The 15,595-nt window shown below is 33.7% G+C and carries 16 protein-coding genes and 1 pseudogene; 15 read left to right on the top strand and 2 right to left on the bottom strand.

From position 1 onward, the window contains the following. Positions 1–2 precede the first annotated feature (2 nt). The 7 genes from ACFWM3_RS16535 to ACFWM3_RS16505 all read left to right on the top strand — a co-directional run bounded on the left by ACFWM3_RS16535 (position 3) and on the right by ACFWM3_RS16505 (position 8,595). Positions 3–1,430 (top strand): YlbE family protein, encoded by a 1,428-nt coding sequence (locus ACFWM3_RS16535; protein WP_056465702.1) that lies wholly within the window; start codon positions 3–5, stop codon positions 1,428–1,430. Between the two features lie 222 nt (positions 1,431–1,652). Then, complete coding sequence (locus ACFWM3_RS16530) at positions 1,653–2,843, top strand: ankyrin repeat domain-containing protein (protein ID WP_390312143.1); 1,191 nt, start codon at positions 1,653–1,655, stop codon at positions 2,841–2,843. Continuing rightward, complete coding sequence (arcC, locus tag ACFWM3_RS16525) at positions 2,843–3,793, top strand: carbamate kinase (protein WP_390312142.1); 951 nt, start codon at positions 2,843–2,845, stop codon at positions 3,791–3,793. Before ACFWM3_RS16530 ends, arcC begins: the two co-directional genes overlap by 1 nt. A gap of 11 nt (positions 3,794–3,804) precedes the next feature. After that, positions 3,805–5,253, top strand: a complete 1,449-nt coding sequence (locus ACFWM3_RS16520) for a cytosine permease (RefSeq protein ID WP_390312140.1) — start codon at positions 3,805–3,807, stop codon at positions 5,251–5,253. A 77-nt stretch (positions 5,254–5,330) separates the two neighbouring features. Beyond that, entirely contained in the window at positions 5,331–5,780 is a 450-nt protein-coding gene (locus ACFWM3_RS16515; protein ID WP_056465692.1) for a nucleoside deaminase, read from the top strand. Positions 5,781–6,028: 248 nt separating this feature from the next. After that, complete coding sequence (locus ACFWM3_RS16510) at positions 6,029–7,279, top strand: Zn-dependent hydrolase (RefSeq protein WP_390312139.1); 1,251 nt, start codon at positions 6,029–6,031, stop codon at positions 7,277–7,279. 98 nt (positions 7,280–7,377) lie between these two features. After that, entirely contained in the window at positions 7,378–8,595 is a 1,218-nt protein-coding gene (locus ACFWM3_RS16505) for an MFS transporter (protein WP_390312138.1), read from the top strand. Positions 8,596–8,821: 226 nt separating this feature from the next. Here ACFWM3_RS16505 and ACFWM3_RS16500 read toward each other — a convergent pair whose 3' ends face one another. Further along, on the bottom strand, positions 8,822–9,277 hold the full coding sequence (locus ACFWM3_RS16500) for a CBS domain-containing protein (protein WP_390312137.1): 456 nt from the start codon (positions 9,275–9,277) through the stop codon (positions 8,822–8,824). Between the two features lie 681 nt (positions 9,278–9,958). On the opposite strand from ACFWM3_RS16500, the gene ACFWM3_RS16495 reads away from it, so the two are divergent. The 8 genes from ACFWM3_RS16495 to ACFWM3_RS16460 all read left to right on the top strand — a co-directional run bounded on the left by ACFWM3_RS16495 (position 9,959) and on the right by ACFWM3_RS16460 (position 14,919). Continuing rightward, complete coding sequence (locus ACFWM3_RS16495; RefSeq protein WP_390312136.1) at positions 9,959–10,219, top strand: metal-sensitive transcriptional regulator; 261 nt, start codon at positions 9,959–9,961, stop codon at positions 10,217–10,219. Between the two features lie 120 nt (positions 10,220–10,339). After that, positions 10,340–10,819, top strand: coding sequence for a DsrE/DsrF/DrsH-like family protein (locus ACFWM3_RS16490; RefSeq protein WP_390312135.1), 480 nt, complete (start codon positions 10,340–10,342; stop codon positions 10,817–10,819). A 13-nt stretch (positions 10,820–10,832) separates the two neighbouring features. Continuing rightward, positions 10,833–11,192, top strand: coding sequence for a rhodanese-like domain-containing protein (locus ACFWM3_RS16485; protein ID WP_390312134.1), 360 nt, complete (start codon positions 10,833–10,835; stop codon positions 11,190–11,192). A gap of 41 nt (positions 11,193–11,233) precedes the next feature. Beyond that, positions 11,234–11,806 carry a sulfurtransferase TusA family protein gene (locus ACFWM3_RS16480; RefSeq protein WP_390312133.1) on the top strand — a complete coding sequence of 191 codons (573 nt, stop codon included), beginning with the start codon at positions 11,234–11,236 and terminating at the stop codon, positions 11,804–11,806. 67 nt (positions 11,807–11,873) lie between these two features. Continuing rightward, complete coding sequence (locus tag ACFWM3_RS16475; protein WP_390312132.1) at positions 11,874–13,001, top strand: MBL fold metallo-hydrolase; 1,128 nt, start codon at positions 11,874–11,876, stop codon at positions 12,999–13,001. A gap of 26 nt (positions 13,002–13,027) precedes the next feature. After that, a complete protein-coding gene (locus ACFWM3_RS16470) occupies positions 13,028–13,255 on the top strand; it encodes a sulfurtransferase TusA family protein (protein ID WP_056465673.1) in 228 nt (75 codons plus the stop codon). A 65-nt stretch (positions 13,256–13,320) separates the two neighbouring features. Beyond that, a complete protein-coding gene (locus tag ACFWM3_RS16465; protein WP_390312131.1) occupies positions 13,321–14,109 on the top strand; it encodes a sulfite exporter TauE/SafE family protein in 789 nt (262 codons plus the stop codon). A gap of 345 nt (positions 14,110–14,454) precedes the next feature. Further along, the gene (locus ACFWM3_RS16460; RefSeq protein ID WP_390312130.1) at positions 14,455–14,919 is read left to right on the top strand and encodes a DUF2231 domain-containing protein; all 465 of its coding nucleotides are present in this window, start codon (positions 14,455–14,457) and stop codon (positions 14,917–14,919) included. Between the two features lie 224 nt (positions 14,920–15,143). On the opposite strand, the pseudogene ACFWM3_RS16455 reads toward ACFWM3_RS16460, so the two are convergent. After that, positions 15,144–15,503 (bottom strand): annotated as a pseudogene (locus ACFWM3_RS16455) (DUF421 domain-containing protein); the annotation flags it as partial. Positions 15,504–15,595: the final 92 nt, after the last annotated feature.

The raw sequence follows: 15,595 nt of genomic DNA, 5'->3' as shown, positions 1-15,595 counted from the left end.
TCATGAATAAAATTAACGAACTTTTTAATAGTAAAATTTCTGCTATAAACGTTGGAATTGAATTTTTTAAAGATGATATTTTAAAGCAAAATGCTAGTGCAACTCATTTAGAATGGACACCACCAGGTGGAGGAAACCCTCAACTAATTGCAGCTTTAGATAAATTAGAAGATCCAAGCGTAATGGAAAAAATTGAAGCAGCAAATAAATTAGCAGTAGAACGTATTATTAATTCACAACCAGTATTAATTGGCTTCGACCAAGCAATTAATTGTGTTCCAGGAATGACAAAGCATACGATTCTTCATGCTGGTCCACCAATTACTTGGGATAAGATGAGCGGCCCGATGAAAGGGGCGGTTACAGGAGCAATTGTGTATGAAGGATTAGCAAAAGATTTAGAGGAAGCTTACGAAGTTGCAGCTTCAGGTGCAATTACTTTCTCACCATGCCATGAACACAATTGTGTAGGTTCTATGGCCGGTGTAACATCCGCTTCCATGTTCATGCACATTGTTGAGAATAAAACATACGGAAATATCGCTTATACAAACTTAAGTGAACAGATGGCAAAAATCTTAAGAATGGGTGCAAATGATCAAAGTGTTGTTGATCGTTTAATCTGGATGCGCGATGTATTTGGACCTATTTTAAGAGATGCGATGAAATTAAATAAAAATGGAATTGATTTACGATTAATGCTTGCACAAGCTCTTCATATGGGAGATGAGTGTCATAATCGAAACAATGCAGGTACAGCTTTGTTAATTCAAGCTTTGACGCCATATATTTTGGAAACAGATTTTACAACAGAACAAAAGCGTGAAGTATTTGATTTCGTTGCTAGCAGTGATTATTTCTCAGGTCCAACTTGGATGGCGCTTTGTAAATGTGCTCTTGATGCTGCTCATGGTATTGAAAATAGTACGATTGTCACAACGATGGCACGTAATGGGGTAGAATTCGGTATTCGTGTAAGTGGTATGCCTGGAAACACTTGGTTTACTGGACCAGCACAAAAGGTTGTAGGACCAATGTTTGCAGGATACAAACCAGAAGATTCAGGTTTAGATATTGGAGATAGTGCGATTACAGAAACATACGGAATCGGTGGTTTTGCGATGGCGACAGCTCCTGCGATTGTCGCACTAGTAGGTGGAACAGTTGATGAAGCAATTGGCTTTTCTACAAAAATGAAAGAAATCACAACGGATGAAAATCCAAATGTAACGATTCCTTTATTAGATTTCATGGGGATCTCAACAGGAATAGATGTAAGAAAAGTAATTCAAACAGGTATTATGCCAGTCATCAACACGGCTATTGCACATAAGGAAGCAGGTATTGGCATGATTGGTGCAGGGATCACGTATCCACCAGTTGAAGCGTTTGAAAAGGCTTTATTAACTTTAAGTGAAAACATCCAATAATAACCTGTTATTCGAGTGATTTTACGAAAACGTACTTTGAATCATTCGAATTTTAAACAACTCTCCAACTGTTGTCTTTAGGGGAGTAGTCCATGCAGATTGTCTTAGTTAATTCTTAGGGTCTGACCAAAAAAATAAGTGTCAGGCCCTAAAATTCAATCCTTGGATTTTAAATGTTGCCATCCATTTCATATAAGAAAACAACAGAGGGAGAGAAATGTTATGGAAAATCAATCCTTAAATTCAGAATTAATTCTCGCAAGTCAACGAGGAGATTTAGAGGCAGTCGAACTGCTTTTATCCAAAGGAGTAAGTGTTGAGTATAAGGATTCTGATGGTCGTACAGCATTAATGGCGGCTACCCAAAAAAATCAGATCGAAATTGTAAAACGGTTATTGGAAGCTGGTAGTGACGTTAATACGAGAGATATCACCCAATTAACACCTTTTATTTGTTCTGGAGCAAATGGATTCCATGAAATAGTAAGCATGATGTTAAAGTATGGGGCAGATTTAAATAGCGTAAATCGATTTGGTGGAACTGCTTTATTACCATCCAGTGAAAAAGGCTACTTAAAGACTGTACAAATTTGTTTAGATGCAGGAGTTCCTGTTAATCATGCCAATAAATTAGGCTGGTCGGCATTACTTGAGGCAGTTATTTTAGGTAATGGAGGCCGTTTATATTCTGACGTAATCGAATTACTTGTTGATGCTGGTGCAGATTGTAACTTAGCAGATCGAGACGGAAAATCATCTTTACAACATGCTATTGACCTGAATCAGCAAAAGGTTGTAAAAATTCTTAATAAAGAATACGTCGAAACGAATGAGTCGATTAAGAAAGCAAAAGTACTGGCAAAGGCAAATCGATATGAGGAAGCCATTTTAGAAATAAATAGTGCGCTTGAATTAGACAGTAAAAACTTTGATTTACTCTACTACAAAGGGTATTTCTTACAAGAATTAAAACGATACGAAGAAGCACTTGAACAATACAACAATGTCCTAGCTCTTGATCCAAAAAATCTTGATTTTTATTTTTACACTGCAAATTGCTTAAGATTAATGAATAAACCGAATGAAGCTTTAGGCGAATATGATAAAGCTGTCCAACTCGATCCTAGCGAAACTTTCTATCTTTACCATAAATCAAATTATTTAAGAGAACTTGGAAGACATGAAGAAGCTGTACAAGAAATGAATAAACTTCTTGCACTACAACCAAATCGATATGATTTTTCGTTTCATAAAGCGAATAGTCTTAGATCGCTAGAGAGACATGAAGAAGCTGTAGAAGCAATTGAAAATGCTATTGAAAATGATCCAACTAATTCTTTATATCATCTTCATAAAGAGCAATCTCTCAATTTGCTAAGTATTAAAGAATTTAAACATTTAGGGGGTAAATAATGGGGAAATTAGTGATCGTTGCGATCGGAGGCAATGCTCTAGTTAGAGAAAATGGCCGCAACACAACCCAAGACCAATATGAAGCCGTTCAAGAAACGGTTGTCAACATCGCAGATATGGTAGAAGAAGGCTATGAAATTGTCGTAACTCATGGTAATGGTCCACAAGTTGGATTTGCTTTACAAAGATCTGAGATTGCTAGTGAGGTAGCAGGTATGCCAACGGTTCCTCTTGTTAACAACGTAGCAGATACACAAGGTGGTATTGGATACCAAATACAACAGGCGTTAACGAACGAATTCGCAAAAAGAGGGATCAATAAGAAAGTAGCTACTGTTATAACACAAGTTGAAGTAAGTGCAGATGATCCTAATTTCAAAAATCCTACGAAACCTGTTGGCTCATTCTTTACATTAGAACAATCTGAAGAAATGAAAAAGGATCATCCAAACTGGGTTTTTGTTGAAGATTCTGGTCGCGGATATAGAAGAGTAGTTCCATCACCGAGACCAACTGATATCGTTGAAAAAGAGGTAATTTATTCATTAATTGAAGATGGTTACGTGGTAATTGCAGTAGGTGGCGGTGGAATACCGGTCGTGAAAAAAGATGATAAAACATACGAAGGTATTGACGCAGTAATTGATAAAGATTTTGCTACAAGCCTTTTAGCAGAACAAATTCATGCGGAGACGTTAATTGTCACAACTGGAGTTCCAAGGGTATGTATCAATTTTGGTAAACCAAATCAAAAAGCACTTGAAAAAATTACAGTAGAAGAGACAAAACAATATGTCCTTGAAAATCATTTTCCCCCAGGAAGTATGTTACCAAAAATTGAGGCTAGTTTAAGTTTCTTACAAAATAATGGAAAAAGAGTAATTATTACGAATCCTGAAAGCTTGAAAGAAGCAATGAATGAGCAAGCAGGTACACATATTGTGAATTAGGGGTGTTAATGATGGAAGAAGCTAAATTAGCAACCAGTGATCATGAAATCTATAAATCTTATGGATATTCTGAAGAACTGTTACCTAAATTGCCAAATCAAAGAGATTGGGGAATGTCCAACTATATAACCGTTTGGATGGGTGCAGTTCATAATATTATGTCATATATGACAGTAGCAGGATTTTTTGTTCTCGGCCTAAATACGAAGCAAGTTATATCAGCTGTTTTATTATCAGCGATTATCGTTGCAACATTATATTGTCTTAATGGTTATGCTGCATCCAAGTATGGCATGCCATTTACAATGTTACTTCGAGAAACGTTTGGGGAAAAAGGAGCTATAATCCCAGCATTATGTCGTGGTCTGATCGCGGGGATCGTATTTTTTGGTACGACAACTGTTGTCGGAGCGGAATCATTGAATGTCATTTTTGCAAGATTTTTCCCAAACTATATGACGATAGGTGGCGACTTTAATCTACTTGGATTAACGGTTCCAACGATGATTTCATACGTAATATTATGGACAGTTACGGTTCTGCTTTTCTTAGGTGGGATGAATGTTCTTAACAAATTTGGTAGCTGGTCTTCACCTATTGTTTACATCTTTATCATTGGTGCAGCTGTTTGGGCGATTAATATGGCTGGGGGATTTGGACCAATTTTTGATTATGTTCCAAAGCATCCAACAAGTAGCCCATTAGTATTTATTGCCTGTGTGAGTGCCTTAGTATCTAACTGGGCGGGTCCGATTGTAAATATTTCAGATTTTACCCATCGAGCGAAAAGTCCAAAGGATTTCATTATTGGACTACCATTAGGATTTATATTATCCTATATTCTTTTTGCCATCACTTGTGTTTCATTAATTGCAGGAACTGAAATTGCTTTTGGTGAACCAATTTTCAATATTGTTCATGCGATTGATAAAATTGAAAATACTTTCTCTGTGCTTGTTTTAATATTAGCATTAAACGTTGGTGCTATAGCGTTTGTTGTGTTTGCTAACCTTTTACCATCTGGTTTACAAATGACAGCGCTTTTCCCAAAAGTGTTTACAGTAAAATCAGCGGGAATTTTAACAGCTATTATTGGAACACTAATTTTACCTTGGAAGCTCGTATCTAGCCCGGCGACACTATTTTACTTTTATAGCTTTATTGGTTCGATCTTCGGACCTATAACAGGTATTATGCTTTCAAACTTCTATATTCACCGAAAAAGAAAGATGAATCTAAATCATATTTATATACCAAATGGCAGTAATGGGGAATATAAGAATGGTTACAATACTAGTGCGATGATTGTTTTGGCCATTAGTTTTATCCTTCCGATGTCAGGTGCTTTTCTTAAGAATGTTCCTTTTTTAGTGAAAATGAACGAATTCGCTTTCTTTAGTGGATTAATTGTCTCGTTAATTTTATATTCGATAGTTGGAAAAAAGAACAAATTGAAATAGTTGAGTAGTATAGATTCATAGGTTGATAGGCAACAAATGACACATCTATATCCATTTATAATAGGAGGAATTTACTAATGGATTACATGAAAATGGCAGCAGAAGCAACAATCGAAGGAATGAATAATAAAGTTGGAGGACCTTTTGGCGCAACAATTGTTAGAGGCGATGAAATTATCGCAGTTGTTAGTAACACGATGATGAGAGATACTGACCCATCTGCACACGCAGAAATGGTTGCAATCAGAGAAGCTTGCAAGAAGTTAGATACGATGGACTTATCTGATTGTGAAATTTATGCAACATGTGAGCCATGCCCAATGTGTGTAGCTGCAATTATTTGGTCTGGCATTAAGAAAGTATACTATTGCAACACTTCAGAAGATGCTGATGTTCACGGCTTCTCTGATTTACATCTTCGCAAATATTTAACTGGTGAAGATAAAAGCGTTCTTGACATGATTAAAGTTGAGAAGAGAGAAGAATGTGATAATTTATTTGAACATTTTCACAAAATAAATAAATAATCTTTTTATACACTACCTGTTTAAGTAAAGCTGGCATTATGAGAGCTTTACTACTGGTTCATTTACAAAAAAAACCACGGTCCGGCTCTTTCGATATTGGAGTCGGATTTTACCATTTCAAAATTAAACTTTTCATGAGGGACATCTTGCAACCAATATCCCTTTAATAAAATGAAATTTCTATTTGTGGAGGGTTACTTCCCGTTAAGTGAAGGAAAAAAGATAAATAACAGGACAGGAGATATCTCATGGATCGTAAAGAAAGATATTTAACACTTTTTAATAAAATTAGTCAATATAACACTGGGGAAAAAGGAATTACAAGACTGGCTTATTCGAATATGGAACAAACTTGTACACACGCATTTATTCGTATGTGTAAAGCAGAAAAATTAGATATCCGAATGGATCAATGTGGAAATGTTATAGCAAGAAGAGAAGGTAAAGTAGAGGATCTAGCTCCGGTTGCTATAGGGTCTCATCTAGATTCAGTTTACGAAGGTGGGAAATATGACGGAGTAGTAGGCGTCATTGCGGCACTCGAAGTTATTAGTCGATTAAATGAAAAAAATATTGTGACTGATCATCCAATTGAAATTATCTCATTTGCTTGTGAAGAATCATCTCGTTTTGGGGTATCAACTGTAGGGAGTAAAGCGATGGCTGGGCTTATTGAAAAAGAGAAGTACCGTCATTTAGAAGATCGTAATGGTATTACAATGGAAAAAGCATTTGCTCACTGTGCCCTTGACTTTAATAGTATTGATGAAGCAAGTAGAGTAAATGATGAATTTAAGGCGTTTTTTGAACTTCATGTTGAGCAAGGTCCAATATTAATCAATAATCATAAAAAAATTGGGGTTGTTACTGGAATTGCAGCACCTATTAGATTACTAGTAAACATAAACGGAAAAGCGTCTCATTCTGGTACGACTCCAATGAATATGAGAAAAGATGCTCTTCTTGGTGCTTCTGAAATTGCATTAGAGCTTGAGAAAGTTGCAATTCATGAACAAGAACATGGTACTGTTGCTACAGTTGGTGTTTTGGATATCCATTCTGGTGCAATGAATGTAGTTCCAGGAGAAGTACTAATGAAAATCGACATTCGATCTTCCTCAGTACAATCAAGAAAGTTCGTTTTGGATCATTTATTAAAAACAATCGAAAATGTTGAAAAAAATAGAATGTTAGAAATAGAAAAGAACATTATTAGTTCCGAAGAGCCTGTATTGCTTTCGCCTGAACTGATTGATGGTCTACAATCCATTTGTATTAAAAAGGATCTTCCTTTTCAAGTGATGCAAAGCGGTGCAGGACATGATGCAATGAATATGACTAGACTTGCCCCAGTAGGTCTCATTTTTGTTCCATCTGAGGATGGTCTTAGCCATCATCCTGACGAATTTACTGATATTGATGATATTTTAATTGGTATCGATGTTTTAGAAGAAGCGGTTTTACATTATGCAAAAGCCGATATTTCGGTTTCAAATTAATTAGATCAAACCAAATGTAGCAGAATTCGGAGTTCTTCACAAAGACAAAGACTATTATATTTGTTTTTTAGTAATACAAGTAAAAGAGGGAAAAAAACATGTCAACAAAATCTGCGTTACCGTTTTTGCTAACTTATATGTTTCTTGCAATGCTTGGGATTGGTCTTGTCATTCCAATCCTTCCTGAGCTTCTAATAGATTTTGGAGCAGGCGGAAAAGCAGCAGGATACTTAGTATCTGCCTTTGGCTTAACACAGTTTTTGTTCTCGCCAATTGCAGGCGATTTCTCGGACAAATACGGACGGAAGCCGATGATTGTTGTTGGACTATGTCTATTCGTTATTTCAAATATATTGGCCACTACTGCAGATCATTTTTCAATTTTTCTTGTTTCAAGATTAATAGGAGGAATGGGCGCTGCTGCATTGATTCCATCCATCATGGCTTATGTCGTTGATATCACGACAGAAGAGCAGAGGCCAAGAGCGATGTCATTTTTAGGTGCTTCCATGTCGTCTGGTTTTATTGTTGGTCCGGGTTTAGGTGGATTACTAGCTGAGTTTGGTACGAGGACTCCTTTCTTCGCGTCTGCAACGATTGGTTCTTTAGCGGTAATTAGCTGCTTACGATTATTATCCGAATCCAAAACTGCAGAGGAACGTCTTGTGCATTTAAAATCAAAACCGAAGAAAGAAAATATTTTTCGTCAACTTGCACAATCCGTTAAATCTCGTTATTTTATCTTATTGTTATTGATATTCGCACTAAGTTTCGGACTAACTCACTTTGAAGCAATCTATCCATTGTTCGTAACTCAAAGCTATGGATTTTCGACTAGAGAAATATCCATCTTGTTTATGGTTTGTTCATTGATTGGTACATTCAACCAATTGGTATTGACGAACCGTCTTTCAAAAAGATTTGGAGAAAAGTCGATTATTAGCAGCATGCTCTTATTATCAGGCATTTCACTTGTGTGCTTGCTATTTTCGGGAAATTTCTTTTATGTAATGGTCATAACAATGTTGTATTTCACATTTAATAACATTTTACGTCCAACAATTAACACATTGCTTTCGAGGGAAGCTGGAAATGAACAAGGATTTGTAGCAGGATTAAACAATGCCTATATGAGCCTTGGCCAAATTTTTGGGCCAATACTTGCTGGTTTTTTATTCGATATACATATCAATCTTCCTTATCTGTTTGGAGCATTCGTATTACTAATTAGTAGTTTTGTTTCTTATAGGTGGGTAGGGAAGAAGAGTAGAAAAATCACTCAAGATATTAGAGGAGTAAAGGATCAGGCATTATAATTGAAAGAATAGGTGAAAAAAAGGGGAGGATTTCCCCTTTTATTTTATTTGGAATTTTTGGTAGATAAGCTGACAATTTTCTATGAAGAAAGTAGGGGTTGAGCCTACTGAGAGGCCGCTGATGCATGTCAGTCAGCATCAACTCCTACATTTGTAATACTACCTTCCTTTTAATGCAAAAACTATGTAAATAGATTTTTCGTTGTTTCTTTTTCTTAAATGAATGTTACATAAGTGATTTGAATGAATGCCTAATAACATCTCCACGGCTAATAATCCCGACTAAAATTCCATTACGTTCTACTGGCAATTTTTTTATTCGTTTTTCTCCTAAAATAGCCGCAATATTCTCTATTTCTTCGTCCCATGAAACTTTGATAACCTTTTTTTTAGCGATTTCAAGAACGTTCATATTTAACAATGTTTGTATTCTATCCTCAAATGCCTCATTATCTCCTTGAACATATGCCATGTAGGCGAAAACATTAATAATACGATCCTCATGCTTTCCAATATATCTAAGTATATCACCATCACTTACATACCCTATAATTTCGTTCCGATCATTGACTACAGGAAGGCCGCTAATCCGGTTGTTAATAAATATTTCAATGAATGATCTAACCGTGTCATTTCCGTTTACTTTAAAAACATCTTCAATCATTATTTCATATGCTTTCATAAACATTCTCCTAATAAGTTTTTGCTTCATTTTATAAGTTTGCCTAATTTTTGCAGAATATGTTTTAGTGATTCTTAAAAGCGTTTGAGAATATTGAATTGTTTCTCTTCTGGACTTAATTATAAAAAAGGATAAGTAAAAAAAATCACAATTAGAATTAAAAAGGAGCGTCATGAAGTTTCGTTTTTATTGTGCGATGCTTACTTTAAAAAAGATTTTTTTATGTTTAATAATAATTAATTGATTTAATACCCTGCGGGGTATATAATCATTTTTGTAATATATTTTTTTTGAAAATGAGGTATCAAATTGATTGTTATTTTTACATTAATAATTGGTCTAATCATAAGAAAACTGTATATTAGGTATTTTCCAATTTGGCATATTAAATGTACAAATTTATCTTCTATTATAAGTAAAAAATCAACTCAAATTATAGATGTAAGAGATTATAATGAATCTAATAAAATGCCTATTATTAATGCATTGAATATTCCTATCGGCTATTTAAAAAGATCATATGTAGATATTTCAATTAATGAAATTCATATTGTCGCTTCAAATAAACTTGAAAAAAATATAAGTATTCGATTTCTTAGAAAAAAAGGATTTAAAATTATAGGGTATTCATTGACTACATGTGATTGTAAGTAATATAAAATGTTAGGAAGGAGGAAATATATGAGATATGACGATAAGATGAAAAATAGAATTAAGCGAATTGAAGGACAAATACGAGGAATATTGAGGATGATAGAAGAAAATAAAGACTGTAATGAAGTCGTAACTCAATTATCAGCTGTTCGCTCAGCAGTCGATCGTACGGTTGGAGTATTAGTAAGTTCTAACTTGGTTGAATGTATGTTAGTCGCAGAAAAAAATGGGGTTAAGACGAAAGAAGTTATTAAAGATGCAGTCAACATGCTAGTAAAAAGTAGATAAAAAATAATTATTGACTTTAAATTTTTTTAGCTTATATTATACCTATAGGGGTATATGGTATATTTTTTTTGTTTAATTCAATACCCCTATGGGTATATAAATATTTTTGGAGGTAATCAAATGTCAGCAAAGAAAAGAACAACAATTGTGTTATTCAGTGGAGATTACGATAAAGCAATGGCAGCTTATATTATTGCAAATGGAGCAGCTGCTTATGACCATGAGGTAACGATTTTCCATACCTTTTGGGGATTAAATGCTTTGCGAAAGGATGAAAATATTGCAGTAGAAAAAGGATTTATGGAAAAATTGTTCAGTAAAATGATGCCAAAAGGTGCAGATAAATTGGGACTTTCTAAAATGCATTTTTCTGGAATCGGTCCAAAGCTAATAAAAAATGTAATGAAAAAACATAATGCCCTATCTCTTCCTCAGCTAATTGAAATGGCACAAGAACAAGATGTAAAGCTTGTAGCTTGTACGATGACAATGGATTTGTTAGGGCTACAACAAAAAGAACTATTAGATCAAATTGAGTATGCAGGTGTAGCAGCTTATTTGGCTGATGCAGAAGAAGGAAATGTCAATTTATTTATTTAAAAAGGGGGAGTAGATGGAATATTTAAAATATATCATCCCAAGTCTTCTAATTGTATTGATCGTTAGAAGTTTTCTATCGGTAAAAGGAGTTAGACAAATTTCTACAACTGAGTTAAAAAAAGAATTAAATGATAAAAATAAACAATTTATCGATGTACGAACACCTGCTGAGTATCGTGCGAAAAGTATTCGTGGATTTAAAAACATACCCCTGCGAGTATTAGATGAAAAACTAAATCAACTTTCAAAAGAAAAAGAAGTTGTATTGATCTGTCAAAGTGGTATGAGAAGTAGTAAGGCAAGTAAAAAGCTTAAGAAACAAGGATTTAATCAAGTTACAAATGTAAAAGGCGGCATGAGTCTTTGGAAATAAAAGATTTCATTATAATTTTATTAAATTGAGGAGATTAAACGATGAATATTAGAGTGAATATGTTATTAGATGCAAAGGGATTGGCATGTCCTATGCCAATCGTTAAGACAAAGAAAGCGATGAAAGAGCTTGAGGAAGGTTTAGTGTTAGAAATTCAGGCAACGGATAAAGGATCAAAGGCTGATTTAAAAGCATGGGCTGAAAGTGCAGGACATCAATATCTAGGTACAATTGAAGAAGGAGAAGTTCTAAAACATTATTTAAGAAAGTTATCAAGTACTGAAACAATTGAAAAACAGCATCCAATTGTTGTAACGAATGAAGAATTAGATAAGAGATTAAAAAGTAATGAAAACATGATCATTTTAGATGTAAGAGAAACAGCGGAATATGCTTTTAATCATATTCATAATGCTATTTCAATTCCATTAGGTGAATTAGAGGAAAGATTACATGAATTAAAGAAAGAAACTGAAATTTATGTTATTTGTCGAACTGGAAGTAGGAGTGATCTAGCAGCACAAAAGTTAACAGAAAATGGTTTTTCAAATGTATCGAATGTATTACCAGGTATGAGTCAGTGGACTGGTGAGACAAATTCAATCACAAACTAATTATTATTTAGACAATGAAGATTTGTTATATTTTTTTAAATTAAAATATACCGTAGGGGGTAATGAAGTGACTGTAAATACAATGACAGCAAAAGAAGTAACGAAAAAAGTTTTTAATAAGGAAGAACTATTTATTCTTGATGTGCGAAATGAAACAGATTTTCATGACTGGAAAATTGAAGGAGAGAATTTTGACCATTTAAATGTACCATATTTTGATTTACTAGATGGTGTTGAAGAAATTTTGAATAAAATTCCTTCTAATAAAAATGTTTTAGTTGTATGCGCAAAAGAAGGTTCATCAATTATGGTTGCAGATATGCTATCAGATGCAGGTTTAACTGTTTCATATTTAAAAGGTGGTATGAAAGAGTGGAGTGAGTATTTAGAGCCTGTAAAAATTGGGAACTTAAATGATGGTGGTGAAATATATCAGTTTGTTCGAATCGGTAAAGGATGTCTTTCTTATATGGTTGTCTCAAATGGAGAGGCAGCTATTATTGACTCAACAAGAATGGCTGATGTTTATCTAAATTTTGCTGAAAACAAAGGTGTAAAAATTACACATGTATTTGATACTCATCTACATGCGGATCACATCTCAGGTGGACGTGTTATTGCAGAAAAAACGAATGCAACATATTGGTTACCACCAAAAGATGCAACAGAAGTTACATTCGAATACTCACCATTAGAAGGTGGTAACAATGTGATGATAGGTAATACATCAATTAACATCCATGCAATCTACTCACCAGGTCATACTATTGGATCAACTTCATTTGTAGTAGATGAAAAGTTCTTATTATCTGGAGATATTTTATTCATTGATTCAATTGGACGCCCTGATTTAGCTGGTATGGCTGAAGATTGGGTTGGTGATTTAAGAGAAAGCTTATATACACGTTATAGAGAATTATCAGAGGAATTAATTGTACTTCCTGCTCACTTTATGATTATTGATGAGCTAAATGACGATGGAAGTATTTCAGAAAAATTGGGTAATTTGTTTGCAAAAAACCACGGTTTAAACATTGCAGATGAAAATGAATTTAGAAAAATTGTAACTGAAAACTTACCACCACAACCAAATGCATATCAAGAAATTCGTGAAACGAATATGGGGAAAATTACTCCAGATGTTGAGAAACAACGTGAAATGGAAATTGGACCAAATCGTTGCGCAGTTCGATAATAATATTTTTTAGGAGGATATAGAAAATGAAAATTACAAAAGTATTAGATGCAAAAGGCTTAGCATGTCCTATGCCAATCGTAAAAACAAAAAAGGCGATTAATGTAATTGAATCTGGTGAGGTAATAGAAATTCATGCTACGGATAAAGGAGCGAAAAATGATCTTTCAGCATGGGCAAAATCTGGAGGTCATGAGTTGCTTAAATATGAAGAAGATAATGATATTTTTAAATTTTGGATTAAGAAGTGTTAATTAAAATAATTAAAAAGGCGCATAGAAAAAGGCGCCTTTCTTTCTTTATTAAGGGAGGTTAAAAAATGGAGTGGACTTTTGTTCTTTTATTATTACTCATTGGTTTTATCGGTTCTTTCATTTCGGGGATGGTTGGAATTGGAGGAGCCATAATAAACTTCCCTATGCTATTATATGTTCCGCCAATATTAGGTTTTTCACCCTTTACAGCGCATCAAGTATCAGGAATTGTTGCTATTCAAGTTTTTTTTGCTACGATTGGTGGCGTTTTAAGTTATCGTAAAAGTGGATATCTAAATAAAACAATTATTTTATATATGGGAATTAGTGTATTAGTCGGAAGTTTTATAGGAGGATTTGGATCAAACCTTCTTTCTGAAGAAGGGATTAATTTAGTTTATGGTTTTCTAGCATTGATTGCTGTTGTATTGATGTTTGTACCAAAAAAGGAAATTGACATAAATATTGAAAAAGATCTTACTTTTAATAAATGGATTGCAGCTTCACTAGCATTCATTGTTGGAGGAAGTGCTGGTGTTGTTGGTGCTGGAGGAGCATTCTTATTAGTTCCAATTATGTTGACCATATTAAAAATTCCAACCCGTGTAACGATCGCATCATCACTTGCGATTACGTTAATTTCATCTATAGGAGTAACGATTGGTAAGGTCACAACAGGTCAGGTAGATATAATCCCAACGATTATAGTTGTGATTGCAAGTCTTGTTGCTTCTCCTCTTGGAGCAAAAATTGGAAAAAAACTGAACGTAAAAATGTTGCAACTAATTCTTGCTATATTAATTGGGATAACAGCTTTAAAGATTTGGATTACTATTTTAGCAACATGGATTTAAATGAAAATACAAAAGGAAGATCTTCTAAATTTTAGAAGATCTTTATCATTTTATTCCATAAATGCATTAGACAATTTTTTGAAGAAACCTCCTAAATAAATATTGAATGGAGTTCTATATGATTAAATGAACAGCCATCTATTAATGAGCAAGGTCAAAACTAAATAATTTTTTGGAATAAGTGATTCTCTCCTCCTAAAAATTGCAATAATCACTGGAATATTTTTTCGGGAAATTTAATTTATTTTTCATATTATTTTCATAATTATTGTTTACACTTTAATCAAACTCATTAAAAGTAATCGTAAAGGGAATACACAACTTTTTTAAATGGGAGGATTTCACATGATTAACGAAGTAACTTCTCATCTTCATCCTATTCTTGTTCATTTCCCAATTGCATTTATTACTTTAGCAGTTTTAAAAGATTTTTGGAGTGCATTTTTCAAGAAAGTTAACTTTCAAGCAGATCATGGTATGTGGCTTTGGATTTTTGCAGCACTTAGCGCTTGGCTTTCTGTTTCCACTGGGCCAGAAGAGATGGCTAGAGGGAATACTACTTTCTTGCATATACACGATCAATTAGCAATACTTACAAGTTGGTTTGTGACAATTGTCGCAGCATTTCGGATTTATTCTACTTATTTCAAGAAAAAAGAACTATTTAATAAGCTTAAGTTTTTATATTTAATCTTTTCACTGGCTTCACTTATTCTAGTATTAACAGTAGGATATTATGGTGGGAAAATGGTTTATACTGATGGTATCAATGTTAAAGTTCATAATAAATTAGTAAATCCTCCTAAATAATATTACCTCTTAATTTTTAACGTAGTACAAAATGAATAAGAAAAACAATTGTTAATCGATTAAAATTGGTGGTAGGTATGATCAGGAACTAGTGCAAAGGCGACCTACTACTGCACCAGTTATGCTAGTTGAATATTTAAATGATGACTATATAATATATGAGCCTAAATTGGCTCTTTTTTATTTGAACTCTATTCAATAATCGTATCAAAAAAATAAATAGCTCATTCTTGATCAATTGGAGAAGCAATCTGATCTTTGTAGGTATCGATATAAATATTTCCATTTGCTGCCAGCACAGCATATACTACTTCTTTCGTTTGAAGATTACGTTTTTTTAGCTCTTCTTTTACCCTTAATTCTGATAGATTATTTTCTCTTAAATTTTTTGAGATAATTTCCCCATCCATAATTAACTCAATAGGTAATTTACTTTCCTGTATTGTCGGTATATTTAAATCTTGTTTTGTTACGTTTCGGTATTGAGGTTTTTGTAAAAAAGATACTCTACCATTTGTTTCAACTACTACATAGAGAACTTCTTCTATGTTAAAAATTCCTTTTTCCCTTAGTTGTTGATTTGAATCGGCTACACTGAGTTAGACAATTAATTTAAGGTCAAGTAGACTAAAGCTATTAATTATTCGGGGAGAATCTACTATGACTAAAAGAGTTA

It is taken from the genome of Gottfriedia sp. NPDC058432, from assembly GCF_042721555.1.
Classification (GTDB): Bacteria; Bacillota; Bacilli; order Bacillales; family Bacillaceae_G; genus Gottfriedia.
Note: the sequence above shows the minus strand (reverse complement) of the source record. Positions and strands in the feature narration are given on the sequence as shown.

Excerpts from the sequence above, each read along its gene's own strand:
- ACFWM3_RS16535 (WP_056465702.1), top strand. The coding sequence starts at position 3 with ATGAATAAAATTAACGAACTTTTTAATAGTAAAATTTCTGCTATAAAC.
- ACFWM3_RS16530 (WP_390312143.1), top strand. The coding sequence starts at position 1,653 with ATGGAAAATCAATCCTTAAATTCAGAATTAATTCTCGCAAGTCAACGA.
- arcC (WP_390312142.1), top strand. The coding sequence starts at position 2,843 with ATGGGGAAATTAGTGATCGTTGCGATCGGAGGCAATGCTCTAGTTAGA.
- ACFWM3_RS16520 (WP_390312140.1), top strand. The coding sequence starts at position 3,805 with ATGGAAGAAGCTAAATTAGCAACCAGTGATCATGAAATCTATAAATCT.
- ACFWM3_RS16515 (WP_056465692.1), top strand. The coding sequence starts at position 5,331 with ATGGATTACATGAAAATGGCAGCAGAAGCAACAATCGAAGGAATGAAT.
- ACFWM3_RS16510 (WP_390312139.1), top strand. The coding sequence starts at position 6,029 with ATGGATCGTAAAGAAAGATATTTAACACTTTTTAATAAAATTAGTCAA.
- ACFWM3_RS16505 (WP_390312138.1), top strand. The coding sequence starts at position 7,378 with ATGTCAACAAAATCTGCGTTACCGTTTTTGCTAACTTATATGTTTCTT.
- ACFWM3_RS16500 (WP_390312137.1), bottom strand. The coding sequence starts at position 9,277 with ATGAAAGCATATGAAATAATGATTGAAGATGTTTTTAAAGTAAACGGA.
- ACFWM3_RS16495 (WP_390312136.1), top strand. The coding sequence starts at position 9,959 with ATGAGATATGACGATAAGATGAAAAATAGAATTAAGCGAATTGAAGGA.
- ACFWM3_RS16490 (WP_390312135.1), top strand. The coding sequence starts at position 10,340 with ATGTCAGCAAAGAAAAGAACAACAATTGTGTTATTCAGTGGAGATTAC.
- ACFWM3_RS16485 (WP_390312134.1), top strand. The coding sequence starts at position 10,833 with ATGGAATATTTAAAATATATCATCCCAAGTCTTCTAATTGTATTGATC.
- ACFWM3_RS16480 (WP_390312133.1), top strand. The coding sequence starts at position 11,234 with ATGAATATTAGAGTGAATATGTTATTAGATGCAAAGGGATTGGCATGT.
- ACFWM3_RS16470 (WP_056465673.1), top strand. The coding sequence starts at position 13,028 with ATGAAAATTACAAAAGTATTAGATGCAAAAGGCTTAGCATGTCCTATG.
- ACFWM3_RS16465 (WP_390312131.1), top strand. The coding sequence starts at position 13,321 with ATGGAGTGGACTTTTGTTCTTTTATTATTACTCATTGGTTTTATCGGT.
- ACFWM3_RS16460 (WP_390312130.1), top strand. The coding sequence starts at position 14,455 with ATGATTAACGAAGTAACTTCTCATCTTCATCCTATTCTTGTTCATTTC.